This is a genomic window from Mesorhizobium sp. M0910 (assembly GCF_040319465.1).
Taxonomy (GTDB): domain Bacteria; phylum Pseudomonadota; class Alphaproteobacteria; order Rhizobiales; family Rhizobiaceae; genus Mesorhizobium.
On record NZ_JAMYNZ010000003.1, the window covers coordinates 230522 to 246677 of the forward strand.

15 protein-coding genes are annotated in these 16156 nt (G+C 63.1%); 2 read left to right on the forward strand and 13 right to left on the reverse strand.

What is annotated here, in order from left to right:
- The first annotated feature begins 196 nt into the window (after positions 1-196).
- Positions 197-853, forward strand: a complete 657-nt coding sequence (locus NKH78_RS08755) for a GntR family transcriptional regulator (protein ID WP_352777239.1) — start codon at positions 197-199, stop codon at positions 851-853.
- Positions 854-913: 60 nt separating this feature from the next.
- The gene (locus NKH78_RS08760) at positions 914-1987 is read left to right on the forward strand and encodes a Gfo/Idh/MocA family protein (protein ID WP_502899797.1); all 1074 of its coding nucleotides are present in this window, start codon (positions 914-916) and stop codon (positions 1985-1987) included.
- A gap of 29 nt (positions 1988-2016) precedes the next feature.
- Here NKH78_RS08760 and NKH78_RS08765 read toward each other — a convergent pair whose 3' ends face one another.
- From NKH78_RS08765 to NKH78_RS08825, 13 genes are all read right to left on the reverse strand, one after another.
- The gene (locus tag NKH78_RS08765) at positions 2017-3075 is read right to left on the reverse strand and encodes an ABC transporter ATP-binding protein (protein ID WP_352777235.1); all 1059 of its coding nucleotides are present in this window, start codon (positions 3073-3075) and stop codon (positions 2017-2019) included.
- Between the two features lie 39 nt (positions 3076-3114).
- Positions 3115-3936 (reverse strand): carbohydrate ABC transporter permease, encoded by an 822-nt coding sequence (locus NKH78_RS08770; RefSeq protein WP_023674179.1) that lies wholly within the window; start codon positions 3934-3936, stop codon positions 3115-3117.
- Positions 3937-4839 carry a carbohydrate ABC transporter permease gene (locus NKH78_RS08775; protein WP_352476784.1) on the reverse strand — a complete coding sequence of 301 codons (903 nt, stop codon included), beginning with the start codon at positions 4837-4839 and terminating at the stop codon, positions 3937-3939.
- A gap of 35 nt (positions 4840-4874) precedes the next feature.
- Positions 4875-6212, reverse strand: coding sequence for an extracellular solute-binding protein (locus NKH78_RS08780; RefSeq protein WP_352777233.1), 1338 nt, complete (start codon positions 6210-6212; stop codon positions 4875-4877).
- Between the two features lie 62 nt (positions 6213-6274).
- Complete coding sequence (locus tag NKH78_RS08785; protein WP_023674176.1) at positions 6275-6934, reverse strand: GntR family transcriptional regulator; 660 nt, start codon at positions 6932-6934, stop codon at positions 6275-6277.
- A gap of 39 nt (positions 6935-6973) precedes the next feature.
- Positions 6974-7858 (reverse strand): dihydrodipicolinate synthase family protein, encoded by an 885-nt coding sequence (locus tag NKH78_RS08790; protein WP_352777232.1) that lies wholly within the window; start codon positions 7856-7858, stop codon positions 6974-6976.
- A gap of 184 nt (positions 7859-8042) precedes the next feature.
- Positions 8043-9839: an ABC transporter ATP-binding protein gene (locus NKH78_RS08795; protein ID WP_352777230.1), complete on the reverse strand. Its 1797-nt coding sequence runs from the start codon at positions 9837-9839 to the stop codon at positions 8043-8045.
- Positions 9836-10780 carry an acetamidase/formamidase family protein gene (locus NKH78_RS08800; protein ID WP_352777228.1) on the reverse strand — a complete coding sequence of 315 codons (945 nt, stop codon included), beginning with the start codon at positions 10778-10780 and terminating at the stop codon, positions 9836-9838. The genes NKH78_RS08795 and NKH78_RS08800 overlap by 4 nt, the downstream gene beginning before the upstream one ends.
- The gene (locus NKH78_RS08805; RefSeq protein WP_352777226.1) at positions 10770-12413 is read right to left on the reverse strand and encodes an ABC transporter substrate-binding protein; all 1644 of its coding nucleotides are present in this window, start codon (positions 12411-12413) and stop codon (positions 10770-10772) included. Before NKH78_RS08805 ends, NKH78_RS08800 begins: the two co-directional genes overlap by 11 nt.
- 30 nt (positions 12414-12443) lie before the next feature.
- Positions 12444-13364, reverse strand: a complete 921-nt coding sequence (locus NKH78_RS08810) for an ABC transporter permease (protein ID WP_352777223.1) — start codon at positions 13362-13364, stop codon at positions 12444-12446.
- On the reverse strand, positions 13361-14227 hold the full coding sequence (locus tag NKH78_RS08815) for an ABC transporter permease (protein ID WP_352777429.1): 867 nt from the start codon (positions 14225-14227) through the stop codon (positions 13361-13363). Before NKH78_RS08815 ends, NKH78_RS08810 begins: the two co-directional genes overlap by 4 nt.
- A gap of 19 nt (positions 14228-14246) precedes the next feature.
- Entirely contained in the window at positions 14247-14849 is a 603-nt protein-coding gene (locus tag NKH78_RS08820) for an ANTAR domain-containing response regulator (RefSeq protein WP_352645958.1), read from the reverse strand.
- A complete protein-coding gene (locus NKH78_RS08825) occupies positions 14846-15973 on the reverse strand; it encodes a transporter substrate-binding protein (RefSeq protein ID WP_352688934.1) in 1128 nt (375 codons plus the stop codon). Before NKH78_RS08825 ends, NKH78_RS08820 begins: the two co-directional genes overlap by 4 nt.
- Positions 15974-16156: the final 183 nt, after the last annotated feature.

A 16156-nucleotide genomic window follows, 5' to 3' on the forward strand; every position in this document is an offset into this window, starting at 1 on the left:
TTCTTCAAAGAGGTCCGGAGCTGCGAACAGGGCTTGCGTAGCATTCGTTTTGGTGTAGATCAATACTGTATCAATTTGAGCCAAACCCGAAACCGGGATGCGATTGGAACGCGGGATGCATTTGACAAGGGCTGACCCCGGCCACCGATCCAGCCAGATGCGCGGGCCCTTGCCTGTGCACTTGCAGACCAGCGAAATGCTGATCCGCGAAATCGCGGCCGGACGGCTGGCCGACGGGGCGCGGTTGCCGCCCGAGCGCGAGATGGCCGCGAGCCTCGGGATTGCCGTCGGCACGCTCAGGCGGGCGCTGGCAGATTTGACCGAAAAGGGCCTTCTCGACCGCATCCAGGGCTCGGGTAACTATGTGCGGGCGCGCGGCGACTTGCTCGGGGTCTATGCTTTCTTTCGCCTGGAGCGTATCGGCGGCGGCGGCCTGCCGAGCGCCGACGTGCTGTCCGTCGAGCGACTGCGCAAGCCCGCCGACCTGCCGCAATTCGGCAGCGCCGGCGAAGCCCACCGTATACGCCGGCTGCGGCGGCTCGACGGCGAGCCGGCCGCGGTCGAGGAGATCTGGCTGGACGTCAGCCGCGCCGAGCGGCTCAAGCGCGAGGATTTGTCGGAATCCCTCTATCTCCACTACCGGCTCGCTCTCGGCTTTTCGATCGTTCGCGCCGAAGACCATGTTGCCGTCGCACCCGCGCCGGACTGGGCCCCGCTCGAATTCAGGCCACCGCCGGGGACGGTCGTGGGGTTCATAGAACGTATCGCCTGGGCTGGCGACGGCGCCAGCGCGGAATATTCCAGCAGCTGGTTCGATCCGGGCGCGGCGCGGTACGTCACGCGTTTCAGATAGGCCGGAGGAAGACGCAGCGTGACCAGATCATCGATCGGCTACGGCATCATCGGCTGCGGCATGATGGGCCGCGAGCATATCCGCAATATCGCTCTGTTGCCCGACGCGCACGTGGCCGCGATCGTCGAGCCGGACCCCGGCATGTTGGCGGCGTCGCTGGCGACGGCGTCGGGCGCGCGATCGGCGGCATCGATCGCCGAACTGCTGGCGATGGACGAGGTGGACAGCGTCTTGATTGCCAGCCCCAATCACCAGCACCTCAGTCAGATGGAGCAGATCGCCGCACTTCGACCACTGCCGGTACTGGTGGAAAAGCCGCTCTTCACCGACGCCGCCGACGAGGAGCGGATCGCGGCGCTGAAAGCTCGGCTTCCGCTTGTCTGGGTGGCCATGGAATACCGCTATATGCCGCCCGTCGCCGCATTCATCGAGCAGGCGCGCCACGCCACCGGCGGCATCCGCATGCTGACGGTCCGCGAGCACCGCTTCCCGTTTCTGGCCAAAGTCGGCGACTGGAACCGCTTCAACCGCAACACCGGCGGCACGTTCGTCGAGAAGTGCTGCCACTTCTTCGACCTGATGCGGCTGATCCTTGAATCGGATCCCGTCCGTGTGATGGCGAGCGCTGGACAGGCCGTAAACCATCTCGACGAACGCTATGGCGGTGAGAGGCCGGATATCCTTGACCATGGCTATGTGCTGGTTGATTTCGCGAGCGGCGCGCGCGCCATGCTGGAACTCTGCATGTTTGCCGAGGGCAGCCGCTACCAGGAGGAACTCTGCGCTGTCGGCGGCGACGGAAAGATCGAATGTCTGGTGCCCGGACCAGGCCGTTTCTGGCCGACCCACCTTGGCCCTGCGCCAGTGCCCCAGTTGATCGTCAGCCCGCGCGATCCGCCTGGACCACGACTGCTGGAGATTCCCGTCGACCCCCGGCTGCTCGAGGCAGGCGACCATAACGGTTCGACCTTTTTCGAGCACGCTCGCTTCACCGCTGCGGTGCGCGGACAAGGCAAAGTGGAAGTGACCTTGCGAGACGGCTGGTGGGCTGTCGTCATGGGTCTTGCCGCCGAGAGATCGGCCCGCGAAGGCCGCGCCATCGAACTCGCCGGTGAATTCGCATTGCCGACCTAAGGCCAACCACGCATTCACCAACCACCGAGTCAGATGCGCCGACCGGTTGCTGCGTTGAACAGATGCGCACATGCGCGATCGATTTCGATCCGCACCCCTTCGCCTTGCTTGAGCGCAAGCCTTTCTCGGAAGAGGCAGGAGATTTCTTCACCGGAGCAATCGACCCTGGCGAAGATTTCCGAGCCGGTCGCCTCGAGAAGCGTGATCGTGCCCGGCACGCCCTGCCCGGTTGCCCGGATATGTTCCGGTCGAATGCCGTAGACGAGTTCGCGTCCCGCGGCATCCTTCGGCCGGGCGCCTTCCGGCAACGGCAGGATCAACCCGCCGGCGCTGCGGAACACGCCCTCCTCGATGCGGCCGGCAATGAAGTTCATGGCGGGCGAGCCTATGAAACCGGCAACGAAGAGGTTGGCCGGACGGTCGTAGAGGTCCAGCGGCGCGCCGATCTGCTCGACTAGGCCGTCATGCAGCACGACGATCTTGTCGGCCATGGTCATGGCCTCGATCTGGTCGTGCGTGACATAGATCGTCGTAGTACCCAGCCGCTGGTGCAGGGCCTTGATCTCGCCGCGCATCTGGACGCGCAATTTGGCATCGAGGTTGGAGAGCGGCTCGTCGAACAGGAAGACCTGTGGGTCGCGTACGATCGCGCGGCCCATGGCAACGCGCTGACGCTGGCCGCCAGAAAGCTGGCGCGGATAGCGGTCAAGCAACTTTTCCAGGCCAAGAATGCCGGCTGCCTTCCGGACCCGGCCAGCGGTGTCGGCCGGATCGGCTTTCTTGATCTTGAGGGCAAAGCCCATATTGTCGGCAACAGTCATATGCGGATAGAGCGCATAATTCTGAAACACCATGGCGATGTTCCGGTCCCGCGCGCGCAGATTGTTGACCATGCGTTCGCCGATGGCGATCTTTCCGCCGGAGATCGTTTCAAGGCCTGCGATCATGCGCAGCAGCGTCGATTTTCCGCATCCCGACGGACCGACCAGGATGACGAATTCGCCGTCGGCGATGTCGACGCTGACGTCGTGAATGATCTTGGTGGCCCCGAAGGCCTTCTGCACGTTGTTGATTGTTACCGATGCCATTGGATCTTTCCTGGAAAAGGGTGATGTCAGGCCGCGTCCTCAGCCGCCCTTGACGGCGCCGGCGGTCAGCCCCGCGACGATCTGCCTTTGCGCGAACATGGTCAGGATCAGCACCGGCAGCGTCACCACCAGCGCCGCCGCGGCGAGCGGCCCCCAGCTGACCTGCTCGTAGGACAGCATGTTGTAGACGGCGACCGGGAGTGTGCGCGTCTCACGGCTGGCGAGCACCACGCCGAAAACGAAATTGTTCCACGAGAAGATCACGGACAGGATGAAGGCGACGACGATGCCCGGCTTGGCGATGGGCAGGGCAACCAGCCGGAAAACCTGCCAGGAGCTGGCGCCGTCGATGTTGGCCGCCTCCTCCAGTTCCATCGGCGTGGTCTCGAAATAGCCGATCATCACCCAGACCACGATCGGCACCGTCACCACCAGGTGGATGATGATCTGCGGCCAGAGCGTGCCGAGGATCCCGATCCATTGAAACAGCAGAAACAGCGGGATGAGATAGGATAGTCCGGGCGTCATGCGGGCGATCATGATGACGACCGCCGATCGTTCAGCCTTGAGCCGTGCGATGCCATAACCGGCCGGTACGCCGATCAACAGCGCCAGCAAGGTCGCCGTGCCGGTGACCAGAACCGAATTCCAGAGATACAGCAGGAAATTGTTCTCCTCGAACACTTTCACATAGTTCGACCAGGCGAAACGTTCGGGGATAAGGATCGGCGGATAGGCACCGTTATCGATTTCGAATTTCAGCGACAACGAGATCATCCAGAGGAAGAACAGGATCGCCGGCGAGACGAAAACCAGGGCAGCGAAAAACAGACCGATCTGGTTGAGCAGCCGTGAACTCATCTATTTGCCCTCCGTATCGATCCACTGCGAGCGTTGGCGCAGCATCAGCAGGACAAAAGACAGGGCCACGATGACGACGAAGAACACCACGGCCATGGCCGAACCGTAGCCAATATCGTAGTAGGAGAAGGCGGTGTTGTAGAGATAGATGTTGATGGTCTCCGACGCCGTGCCCGGGCCGCCCTGGGTCATCGCGTAGATGATGTCGAAGCTCTTCAACGCATCGATGGTCCGGATGATGACCGCGATCATCAGGAACGGCGCGATCATCGGCAGAGTGAGATAGCGGAATTGCTGCCAGGCATTGGCGCCGTCGATCTCGGCGCTTTCGAAGGGCTCGCGCGGCACCGAGGCGAGCCCGCCGAGCACGATCAGCATGACCAGCGGCGTCCACTGCCAGGTCTCGACCGCAACCAGCGACGGGATGACCGTGTTGGCGTTGAATATCCATTCCTGAGCCGGGATGCCGACCAGCGACAGCAGGTAGTTGAGCACGCCAAGCTGAGGATGGAACATCATGGTCCAAACCAGTGCCACGGCAACGGGTGTCGCCATCATCGGCATGACGAAGACGCCGCGCAGCAAGCCTCGCAGCGGAAACCTGGCGTCGAAAATCAGGGCGGCCAGAGTGCCCAGCAGCATCGGCGCTGCAACCGAGAGGAAGGTGTAGGTCAACGTATGAACAAGGGATTCCCAGAAACGTGGGTCGCTGGCCAGGCGGAGATAGTTTTCCATCCCGGCAAAGCTCCGCGACTGGCCGAGCGTCCAGCGGTTGACGCTCATCCACAGGGTGAAAGCCCAGGGGAAGACGATGACGGCGCCGACGACGACGAGTGCGGGGACAACGAAAGGCCAGTAGTTGGGAGCCAGCCGGATGGTCTGGCTCCCGTCGATAACCGGCATCGTCACCCCGGTCTGTTCTGGGGTGGTGGCCGACATCAGCCCTGCTCGCTCCTGTCGAGAACCGGCTGGAACTGCTCGGTGGCCTTCTTCAGCTCCGCGGCGGGATCGGCGCCGGCAATCATGTTGGTCAGCGCCACGCCATAGATGTCGCGGAATTCGGTGACGGGGATGATGACCGGCAGCGCCAGCCGGCTGATATTGCCCGAGCCGACCACGGCATCGAGCCAGCTTGCCGGCATGGTGACGCCTTCGCGCACCTTGGGATCCTCCAGCACTGATTTGCGGAACGGAACACCGGCGCCGGCCTGCAACAGCCGTGCACCCATGGCTGGCGATACCGCCCACTGGCAGAACAGATAGGCAGCCTCCTTTTTCTCGCTGGCGGCGGTAACGCCAATCCCGTCGCCGAAGGTGCCCGAGGCATGCGCCTTGGGACCCTTGGGCATGACGCCGTAACCGACTTTGCCGACCACCCGCGACTTTTCCGGGTTTTCCATCGGCGGCGCAAAACCCACACCGTCGAACCACATGCCGATCTTGCCCTGCAGGAAGGCAGACTGTGCTTCGGCCCAATTGAACCCCGTGACGCCCGGAGGGGCGGACTTGGTCATCAATCTTTGATAGAGCGCGGCAGCCTCGACCGCCTCGGGAGCCTCGGTGCGCAGCTTGCCCTTGTCATCGAGCGGCGTCATGTCGTAGCCGAGCATCAGCGACGTCCACACCGGCGTGTTTGCGTTCTTGAGCCCGCGGGCGACGAAGCCGTATGTATTGGTCGAGGGGTCGGTCAGCGCTTCGGCGGCGGCCACCAGTTGCTCGAAGGCCTCGGGGTATTTGAGGCCCTTGGCCTCGAACAGCTCCTTGTTCCAGTAGAGGATCCAGTAGTCCACCGAGAAGGGTAGCGAGCGCAGCACGCCCTGGCCGTCCTTGGCAAACAGCATGCCGGCTTCGGCGAAGTCGCTTTCGACCAGCGCCGGATCGGTGAGCGACGGGTCGGCGAGATAGCCGGCGATGTCGGCCAGCCAGCCGCCCTTCTCGAACTGGCGCTTCTGCACGTGGTAGCTCAGATGCACCACATCGAAGCTCGGCTTGCCCGAGCTCAACTCGATCACCGTCTTCTGGCGCTGCTGCTGCTCGGGCGTCGCCTCGGCATTGACCTTGATGCCGGTCAGTTCCTCGAACTCGGCAAGATATTTCAGGATAGTGTCGCTGCGCGGGCTTTTCACCAGATTGACGTCAAGCGTCGTCCCGGCAAAGCGTTTCCAGTCGACGCCTGCGGCAAAGCCGGGGCGAAGCCCCACAAGGCCGGCAGCGGTTAGCGCTGCGGTTCCGGCAAGGAGTTGCCTCCTGGTTGGGTTGAACAGATTGGACGACATTTCTTCCTCCCGGTTGCTGTCGTTGTGGATGCGCCGCGAACCCGCGGCGCGGCTATATTTCCTCAGATCTGGAGCGCCAGCCGGCGCGCATTGTCGATATGCAGACTGATCGCTTCAACCGCCTTTTGCGGATTGCGGCTCTCCATAGCTTCGATGACAGCCAAATGTTCGCGCATCACCGGCACCACACGTCCGTCGATGCGGAAACGCTCCTGGTGGATCAGCCGGATTTTCACCGAGTTGACCAGGTAGGCCTTGGCGATAATCTCGTTGCCGAGCGCATTGATGAAGGTGTCGTGCATGGCCCAGTCGATGTTCTGGGCCTTGGCCTCCATTTCCGGCGTCGGCGCCTGTCCCAGAGCTTGAGCCAACATCTCCTCATGTTCGCGCCGCATGCGGGCAAGTTCGGCATCAGAAGCGCTGGTCGTGAATAGCGCCACTGCCTCGCGTTCCATGAACAACCGAAACTGAAACGCCTCGCGGATCAGATTGATGTCGATATGCGCGATCTGCATGCCGCGCTGCGGGATGGTGGTCAGCAGTCCCTCAGCCTCGAGACGCGGAACGATCTCGCGAATGGCACCCAGCGGCAGTCCGGTGAAAGCGACCAGTTCGCGCTGTGACACGAATTGCCCCGGCCGCAGATCACGGGCCAGCAAATGCCGCGTGAAGCTGGCATAGGCTTTCTCCCGGAGAGTGATCGGTTCGCTGCCGTCTTCCACTTCAGCTCGCTTCCTTGTCGGTCAGCCCGGCCTTGTCGGTCAGGCCGCCTCTGTCGCAAACAGCCTGTCGTATGCAGCAGCAAGCTGCCGCTGTCCTTGCGGGCCGATCGCCTCCAGGGGCGGGCGAACCGCCAGCCAGCGCTCGTCGCCGATCTTGCGCGCGACCATGACCTTCACCGCCGGCGTGACCGGGTATTTGAGCAATTCGAGCACGAAGTCCTCGACGCGTGAGTCGTCGCGGCCCTCTTCGACCATTGCGCGGATTTCGCCGGTAACAAAATTAGCCATGCCGGAAATCGCACCCTGTCCGCCGCGGCGCACGCTTCTCGCCAGATGCCGTTCGTCGCCGATGAGGATCACCAGATCGCCGTGCGCTTCAAGCAGCGCCTCACTGTAGCTCCAGTCCCCACCGGAATCCTTCACCCCGGCCACCGCGGCGGGAAAAGCGGTGCGCAGCCGGCCGATCAGCCCAAGCGGGAGCGGCACCATGGTGACTGAGGGGATGTTATAGAGGAGCACGTCGCGCGCCAGCGGACCGAGTGCGGCGAAGACGGCGGAAAACCATCCGAACAGCCCGTCCTCGCCGACATTCTTGAAGTAGCTCGGCGGAGCCAGCAGAATGTTGCGAACGCCGCGCTGCAAAGCGTGCCGGGCCTGATCGGCGGCATCTTCGGCTGCATCGACCAGCACGCCGGTAACGAGCTGATGTGCCGGAATACCGGCCGCCAGCATGGCCTCGATCACGATCCGCCGCTCGTCGGTGCCGACCGAGGCTCCTTCGCCGGTGGTGCCGAACAGCGTCACACTGCTGCAGCCGGCGCCGAGGCAGGCTCGGGCATGCGCGATCATCGGCGCGAGCGCTATCTGCCCCGACGGGTCGAAGGGTGTGGTTAGGGCAACCGAAAGACCAAAGCGGGAAGGCAATGCGAACTCCGTTGAAATCAATGTGCACGTAGCGTTAGCACGCTAACATGTCAGATGTAAACTGGCATCGCCGACTGGCGCTGTCACGGCAGCAGCATCGCCGATCATTTCCCGCGCCCGAGCATCGCATAGGCTGCTGTCCCCGAGCCCTGCGGATTGGCTGGACGAGGTAGCCTAAGCTCGCTCAAGTGGCGACGAGGTGGCCGTCGCCAACATCTTCAAGCTTGAGCTTCCGGGGCTCGTCACCGATGCGCCGCACAGCGCTTGGAATTTCACTGTCCAAGCGGGCGAACCGGGCGCGCCGGCGGCCTGGATCGGGAACCGGAACGGCTTCGATCAGCCGCTTTGTGTAAGGATGGCACGGGTTGGAGAAGATCTGGTCGCGGGTGCCCATCTCGACGATCTGCCCCAGATACATTACCGCCACGCGATCGGAGATGTTTTCTACCACCGCCATGTCGTGCGAGATGAAGAGATATGCGACGCCAAATTCGCGCTGCAGTTCCTTCAGCAAACTTAACACGCGCGCTTGCACCGACACGTCGAGAGCAGAGACGCTCTCGTCGGCAATGATCAGCTTCGGTCGCAGCGCCAGCGCCCGTGCAATGCAGATTCGCTGGCGCTGCCCGCCGGAGAATTCGTGGGGATAGCGCTCCATCTGGTCAGCGGAGAGGCCCACGCGTTCGAACAGGGCGGCGATCTGGGCACGCCGTTGCTCTCTGTCGCCAAGGCCGTGGATCAGCAGAGGCTCGGCGACGAGATCGCCTACTCGCATGCGCGGGTCGAGGGACGCGAAGGGATCCTGAAAGATCATCTGCACATTGCGGCGGACAGCCTTGCGCTCCTTTCGGCTGAGTGCCGACAAGTCCTGGCCGCCGATTGAAATGCTGCCGATGTAGGGCACCAGCCCGGCGATCGCCTTGGCCGTCGTCGACTTGCCGCAGCCCGATTCGCCGACCAGCGACAGGGTTTCGTGCGGCGCGATCGAGAAACTGACGCCTTCGACCGCGTGCACCCTGCGGTCGACGCGGCCGAAGAAGCCGCCACGCAGGTCGAAGCGGACGTGAAGATCGCCGACATGTACAAGCTCGGCCGGCATGTTGGCGGCATCCTGTCGGTCTTCGGCCATCCGTCCGCCGCCGATACGCGGCACGGCGGCCAGAAGCTCGCGCGTATAGTCGGCCTGCGGGCGATTGAAGATGTCAGCCGCCCTGCCCTGCTCGACCATCCGGCCGTCGCGCATGACAATGACGCGGTCCGCCATCTCGGCGACGACGCCCATGTCGTGCGTGATCAGGATAACGCTGGTGCCGTGCTCGCGCTGCAGGTCGCGCAGCAGCTCCAGCACCTCGCCCTGAACCGTGACATCGAGGGCGGTCGTCGGCTCATCGGCGATCAGCACATCCGGGTTCAGGGCCAGAGCCATGGCAATCATCACGCGCTGACGCATGCCGCCTGAGAGTTCGTGCGGATAGTGCTCGAGCCGCCGTTCGGCATCCGGAATTCGGACTGCCTTCAGCGCCTCGAGCGCCCTCAGCCGCGAGTCGGAGCGCGACAGCGAGGTGTGTGCCTCGATCGCCTCCGTGAGCTGACGGCCGATGGACAGAACCGGATTGAGCGATGTCATCGGTTCCTGAAAGATCATTGCAATACGGTTGCCGCGGATGCGGCGCATTCCGCTCTCGCTGAGAGCCGCGAGATCCTGATCGCCGAGCCGGATGGAGCCTGATCTGATGCGTGCCGCCGGCTGCGGCAGCAAGCCCATGATGGCCAGCGCCGTCATCGACTTGCCGGAACCGGACTCGCCGGCGATGCAAAGCGTTTCGCCGCGCATCAGGCCGAATGTCAGGTCGGAAACGACGTCGCGCTCGCCCTCCTCGCCACGCACGGCGACGCTCAGACCTGAGACGCTGAGTACCGGCCTAATGGAGCCACTCTTTGCGGCGGCCTGCCCGGATCGTTTGATGTCCTCCACGTTCATTCAAAGACGCAGCGGGGGAAGTAGAACGAAACCACCCAGTTGGGCATGTCGACGATCTCGCTGATGCGCAGGTCACCGCAAACCGAGACGAGCATATAGGCATCTACCGGATCCATGCCGTAGCGGCCGGAGAGCAGGTCGATCATGTGGGAGACGGCGCTCCTGGTGCCATCCATCAGATCCGGCCCGATACCGGTTGTCACCTCATAGCCCTTGGCGTCGAGATGCCGCGACACCGGACCGGGCGTTGTGAAACGCGGCGTCCGCAGCCGGGCATCCTTGACCAGATCGAGCGTCAGCACGGCATTCATGGGGCTCTCGATTGCCGTGCCGCAGACCTCGCCGTCGCCTTGCGCGGCGTGCGTGTCGCCGACCGAGAACAACGCTCCCGCGACCTCTACGGGCAGGTAGAGCACCGTGCCGGCAGCGAGATCGCGTATGTCCAGATTGCCGCCCACGCGCCGCGGCGGGACCACCGAATGCAGACCCGGCTCAGCCGGGGCATTGCCGATGGTGCCGGCGAAGGGCTTGAGCGGCACCCGGCCGCTCTTGCCGAACAGCGCCGGCTCGAGCGAGGCGGCGTCGTACTTCCAGATATTCAGTGCCGGTTGAGTGAAGTCATCCGCCAACAGACCGAATCCCGGGATATTTGCCGTCCACCCGAAGCCGGACGGCTTGAACGCCTCGATAGTGATTTTCAGGGCGTCGCCCGGCTCCGCCCCGTCGACATAGATCGGCCCAGTGACCGGGTTCACCTTGGCAAAATCGAGCACAGCAACGTCGTCGACGGTGCTCTCCATCGTCAGCTGCCCGCCGGACGAGTCCAGGCACTGGAACTCGATCGTCGACCCTGGCGCCACTCGTTCGGCCGGGACAAAGGAATTGTCCCAGCCGAAATGATGGTGGCGCCCGTGGATGGTGTAGTCGCAGTTATTGCACATCGGTCACATACACATTGTCGTAGTTGATCGGGATGTGGACCGGGTCGACATAAAGGTTGTCGGCGCCACCCATGCGGGCTGATTTCATGGTGAAACGCTGCTCGTTGAACACCGGTGCCCAGGGCGCGTCTTCCATGATCTTGCCGTAGATCTCACTCCACATCTTGGCGCGCTCGCCAGCCTTGGCCGGGTCAACGATGGAGTCGGCTTCGGCTGCCTTGGCGTCGAGGTCCTTGTTGCAATACCACGACCAGTTCCAGCCGCCCGGGACGGCACCAGCGCAGCCGAGGATCGGGCCGTAGAAGTTCGACGGATCGGGGAAGTCGGCGATCCAGGCCATGCCGCCGGACCAGATCATCGGCGCACCGGCCTTGTCGCCGCCGGCGGCGATGACGTTGGCCTGCGCTAGCGACTGGATACTGGCCTTGATGCCGACCGCCGCCAGATCCTGCTGAATGGCCTGCGCGATGCGCGGGTTGGGATCGGTGTTCATGGCAAACAGCTGCGTGTCAAATCCGTCGGGATGCCCGGCCTCGGCAAGCAAAGCCTTGGCCTTGCTCACGTCATAGGGATAGCCCTTGAATTCCTTGTCGTAGCCAGGCATCGACGGCGGCAACGGCTGATTGGCCGGCACCGCACGGTTGTTGATCAGCTGGACGATGCGGTCCTTGTTGATCGCCATGTTGACCGCCTGCCGTACCTTCACATTGTCGAAGGGCGCCATGGTGGTATTCATGGTGATATAGCCGGTGTGCAACTGGCCGCCCTCGACGACACGGGCCTTCTGCTCGGGATCGGCCATCACCTCCTGGAATTTCGCCGGGGGAATGCCGTCGCCGGGAACGTCGATCTCGCCTTTCTGCAGCCGCAGCAGCGCCACGATCGGCTCCTGGCCGATCTCAAAGGTGATCTTGTCGAGATGCGGCAGACCTTTGTGCCAGTAATCCGGGTTGCGCTCGAAGACCACGCGCTGGCCGAGCGTCCATTCGGCGAGCCTGAAGGCGCCGGTTCCGACCGGATGCTTGCCGAAGTCCGCGCCGTATTTTTCGACCTCTTCATGCGGCACGACGTGCGAGAAATTGATCGCCATGACATGCAGGAAGGTGGCGTCGGGCCGGGTCAGCTCGAACTTGATCGTGTAGGGATCGACGACGGTTATGCCGGCCAGGCTTTCCGCTTTGCCGGCAGCGACATCGTCATAGCCTTTGATCGAACCGAAGAAGCCGGCACCCGGGCTCTGTGTCTTTGGATTGGTGACCCGGTCGAGCGAATATTTCACGTCGTCGGCGGTCATCTCGCGGCCGTTGTGGAATTTCACTCCATGGCGCAGCTTGAAGGTGAAGGTCTTGCCATCAGGCGCAATCTCGTAGCTCTCGGCAAGGTCGGGCCGCAGGTTGGTGGTGCCCGGCTCGTAGTCCATCAGCCCGTCGAACAGGCTCTTGATCATCGACCAGTTCTGCCAGTCATAGCCGATGGCCGGATCGAGCGTGGCGACGTCGTCCTTGTAGGTGATGGTGATCGCGCCGCCCTGCTTGGCATTCGGATCGACAATGTCTTCGGCGCGTACGCTCGTCATGCCAAGCACCAGCGCAAGCGCCGATGCTGCCACGGTGGATATCAGATATTTTCTCATGTCATGTTCCCTTCTCTGATTTTTGGGTTTTCATCTGAGCTTGATGCGCGGATCGATGAACGGTGCGACAGTGTCGGCCAGGAGATTGCCGAGCACGATGGCAAAGGCCGAAACCAGGGTGACCCCCATGATGATCGGAATGTCGATGCGCTGAATGGCCTGCCAGGCTAGCTGGCCGATGCCTGGCCAGCCGAACACGCTTTCGACAACCACGATGCCGCCCATGAAGATGCCGATGTCGATGCCGATCATGGCGATGACCGGCAGGATGGCGTTGGGCAGCGCGTGCCGGAAGATAATGGCGCTGCGTGCAAGACCCTTGGCACGCGCGGTACGCACGTAATCCTGGCGCAGCACGTCGATCATCGCCGAGCGCATCATGCGGGCGTACCACCCGGCGCCAAGAATTCCCATGGTCAGCGACGGCAGCACCAGATGACGCCAGGTGCCGTAACCGCCGATCGGGAACCAGCCGAGCCGCACCGCGAATACATAAAGCAGCAGCAGGCCGACGACGAATTGCGGTGCCGAGACGCCGACGAAGGAGGCGACCATCAGCGACTGGTCGGTGGCGGTGCCACGCTTGATGGCGGCGATGAGGCCCATCGTCAGCCCGATCACGACTTCGCAAGCAATGGCGCCGACCATCAGCAGCAGGCTTGCCGGCAGCCGCGAGACGATAAGCTCCGTGACCTCCGAGCGCTGAATGTAGGAGCGCCCCAGATCGCCGCTGAGAAGGCTGGTCAGGTAGTGCCAGTACTGGACGACAAAGGGCTGGTCGAGACCGAGCTGCCGGCGGATGCTCTCGACCGTCTCGGGCGTTGCGCTGCGGCCGGCGATCTGGCGGACAGGATCGGCGGGCAGCAGATAGAGCAGCGCAAAGGTGATCAGGGAGACGCCGAGCAAGATGAGAACCGACTGGACAACGCGGCGGCCGAGATAGGCGATCATGCCCGCCCCCTTTGCGTCGGATCGAGGATGTCGCGCAGCGCATCGCCGACCAGGTTAAAGGCTAGCGCCAGCGCCAGGATCGCCGCACCCGGAAAGAAAACCAGCCAGGGCGCTGCCTGAAAATAGGTTTGATTTTCGAAGATGATGTTGCCCCAGGAAGCAGTCGGCGGTTGCACGCCGATGCCGAGATAGCTGAGCGTCGCTTCCAGAAGCACCGTCGTCGAGATGCCGAGCGTGCCCCAGACGATGATCGTCGGCAAAAGGTGGGGCAGGATATGGCGAAACAGGATACGTGGAGAGCTTGCGCCGATGGTGCGCTCGGCATCGATGAACTCGCGCTCGGAGAGCGAACTTGTCTCGGTGTAGATGACGCGGGCGGTCTGCACCCAGTTCACCAATGCGATCACCATGGCGACGATCCACAGGCTCGGCTGGAGGACCGCCGCCAGGCAGATGGCGAGCAGCAGCGCGGGGAAAGCCATCATCAAATCGGTGAAGCGCATAAGCGCGCTTCCGATCCAGCCGCGGAAGTAGCCGGCGGTGATGCCGACTAGCGTGCCGATCAGAAGCGCCACGCCATTGGCGACGATGCCGATGATCAGCGACGTGCGCGCGCCGAATAGGAGACGGGTCAGCAGGTCGCGGCCAAGCAGGTCGGTGCCTAGCCAGAACTGGGCTCCCGGCGGCAGTGGCGCGCCTTCAAGCGTGAGCCCGTCGAACATCTGCTCGTTCGGATCGTAGCCTGTCAGCCACGGTGCAAGGATGGCGCCGGCCAAGACAAGGGCAATAATCCCGAGGCCGAGCAAAGCGAGAGGCCGTTTTAGCAGACGTCGCCAGAGGCCGGCGCGAGGCTTGGCCGGCATACGCCCGGCGGCTGAAAGCTCAGGCGCGATCGGATTGGTCATCGTCGCCTTCTTCTTGTGTCATCGCCACGATCCTGCGCGCTGCTTCCTCGACGCTGATTTGCCAGCTCATTGCCAGCGAGCGGAGCTGCGCATAGGCACGGCCGTCCTCGACGCCCTTCGACAAGGCCTCCACCGCGCGTACGATGGTCTGGCGCTCCGCGACCCGCTGACGAAGCGAGGCGATCTCGCCGGCCAGAAGCTTGCGCGCCTCGAAACTCTGCCTTGCGATCAAAAGCGCGCTGTAGACGCCGGCATTGCCGACTGGTTTCAGCAATTGGGCATCGGCCTTGTGCGACAGTGCCCATTCGACACGCCCCGGCGCCTCGGAGCCGATCAGCGCTATCAGCGGCATCGGGGCCTCGCCCGGCTTCCACGGAAATTGCTCGTCAAAGCCGAGGTCGACGTCGAAGAAGACGAAGTCCGCCGCCAAGGCTTCGGCCGGCAGTTCCGGCCAGAAGCCAATCGCCTCAAGGCCGATGGCCGACAATTGTCTTGTGATCGCCTGCACGGTCGGATGTGGACGATGCAGGACAAAAGCCCTGGCGCCTCCAAGGTTCGGGATACGCGCCATCTTGCTCACGACACCACCCGCAGGCGTGGCCGCCCGAACGTCTCCGTCCGGTCATAGCGGGAAAGGTAGGGATCGGGTGCCACGCCCTTCGTCAGCGTGACCGTTTTGAACGATGTTCCATCGATACGTCCGATCTGCACTGGCAACGTAGCATGCTGGGTTTGCGGGTCGATGGCGATGTCGCCCAGCGGTGTTCGAAATGATGTTCCGGCAAAGACCTTGGGAAGGTCCATCCATTGTGCACCGGGGTTGCGGGTGAGTATCTCTGCGAGCGTGCGCACCGAGGCATAAGCAGCCGCCTCGAAGGATGAGGCAGGCATAACGGAAGACACTGAAGCCGCTCCGCGATCCGCGCCCGAGATATCGTGAAAATAGGGCCCAACGGAAAGATGGCCATTGCCTGCCCCGTTGAGCGCCGGCAATTCGCATTCCGTGAGATTGCAGGACAGGATCGGGCAACGCTCCGGCCTGAAATGCGGGTCCCGCCGGCCAAGCTCGGCATAGGCGGCGATAAAGGCATAGGACGAAGGGCCGATGAGATTGTTCAGAATGAAATCAGGTCTCGTCGCCTGAACCTCCGCGATCAGCCGCGCAACATCGACCTCGCCGAGCGGCAGATAGCGTTCACCCAGCACCTTGCCGCCGGCGTCCGCAATCAGGTCGCGCGCCACACGGTTGGTCTCCCAACCCCAGATGTAGTTGGAACCGAGCAGGAAGCCGTCGGCGCCGAAACGAGGCACGACATAGGCAAGCAGCGGTACGAGATGCTGATTGGGGCAGGCGTGCGTATAGACGACGTGCTCGTTGGCTTCGAAACCTTCGTACGGGCAGGCGTACCACAGCGTGCCGCCTGCCCTTTCCAGGATTGGAATGACCTCCTTGCGGCTCCACGAGGTGACGCAGCCAATGATGTGACGCGCGCCACTGTTGGCGAGAATGTCGGCGCAGCCGCTTGCATACCGATCGATGTTGCCCTGCGGGTCGCGCTCGACCGGGACGAATTCGAAGGGGACAGCGGGATCGGCATTGACGTCCGCGATGGCGTTCACCGCGCCCGCGCGGCAGGATTCGGACACCAGCCGGTAGTTGCCGGACCGCGAATAGAGAATGCCGATCTCGATATGCCGTTTCAAGCAAAGCCTCAAAATGACAATGCCCCGCAGCCACCGCCGCAAGGCGAGGCATACGAGGCATTCTTGCCGCCCGGCGGCCAGAGCCGGTATTTGTCCTCACCGTATTCCGCCCGCGCTCCCAGTCAAGAGCCGCCGCACGAAACTTTGGCTAGCCGAAACGGTTCGACGTGGAGCACGCAACTC

What these genes read in the sequence shown, in the direction of transcription:
- NKH78_RS08780 (WP_352777233.1), bottom strand. Translation starts at nt 6,212, where the DNA reads ATGTCGTCCAATCTGTTCAACCCAACCAGGAGGCAACTCCTTGCCGGA.
- NKH78_RS08795 (WP_352777230.1), bottom strand. Translation starts at nt 9,839, where the DNA reads ATGAACGTGGAGGACATCAAACGATCCGGGCAGGCCGCCGCAAAGAGT.
- NKH78_RS08810 (WP_352777223.1), bottom strand. Translation starts at nt 13,364, where the DNA reads ATGATCGCCTATCTCGGCCGCCGCGTTGTCCAGTCGGTTCTCATCTTG.
- NKH78_RS08755 (WP_352777239.1), top strand. Translation starts at nt 197, where the DNA reads ATGCTGATCCGCGAAATCGCGGCCGGACGGCTGGCCGACGGGGCGCGG.
- NKH78_RS08765 (WP_352777235.1), bottom strand. Translation starts at nt 3,075, where the DNA reads ATGGCATCGGTAACAATCAACAACGTGCAGAAGGCCTTCGGGGCCACC.
- NKH78_RS08815 (WP_352777429.1), bottom strand. Translation starts at nt 14,227, where the DNA reads ATGCCGGCCAAGCCTCGCGCCGGCCTCTGGCGACGTCTGCTAAAACGG.
- NKH78_RS08760 (WP_502899797.1), top strand. Translation starts at nt 914, where the DNA reads ATGATGGGCCGCGAGCATATCCGCAATATCGCTCTGTTGCCCGACGCG.
- NKH78_RS08800 (WP_352777228.1), bottom strand. Translation starts at nt 10,780, where the DNA reads ATGTGCAATAACTGCGACTACACCATCCACGGGCGCCACCATCATTTC.
- NKH78_RS08805 (WP_352777226.1), bottom strand. Translation starts at nt 12,413, where the DNA reads ATGAGAAAATATCTGATATCCACCGTGGCAGCATCGGCGCTTGCGCTG.
- NKH78_RS08770 (WP_023674179.1), bottom strand. Translation starts at nt 3,936, where the DNA reads ATGAGTTCACGGCTGCTCAACCAGATCGGTCTGTTTTTCGCTGCCCTG.
- NKH78_RS08775 (WP_352476784.1), bottom strand. Translation starts at nt 4,839, where the DNA reads ATGCCGGTTATCGACGGGAGCCAGACCATCCGGCTGGCTCCCAACTAC.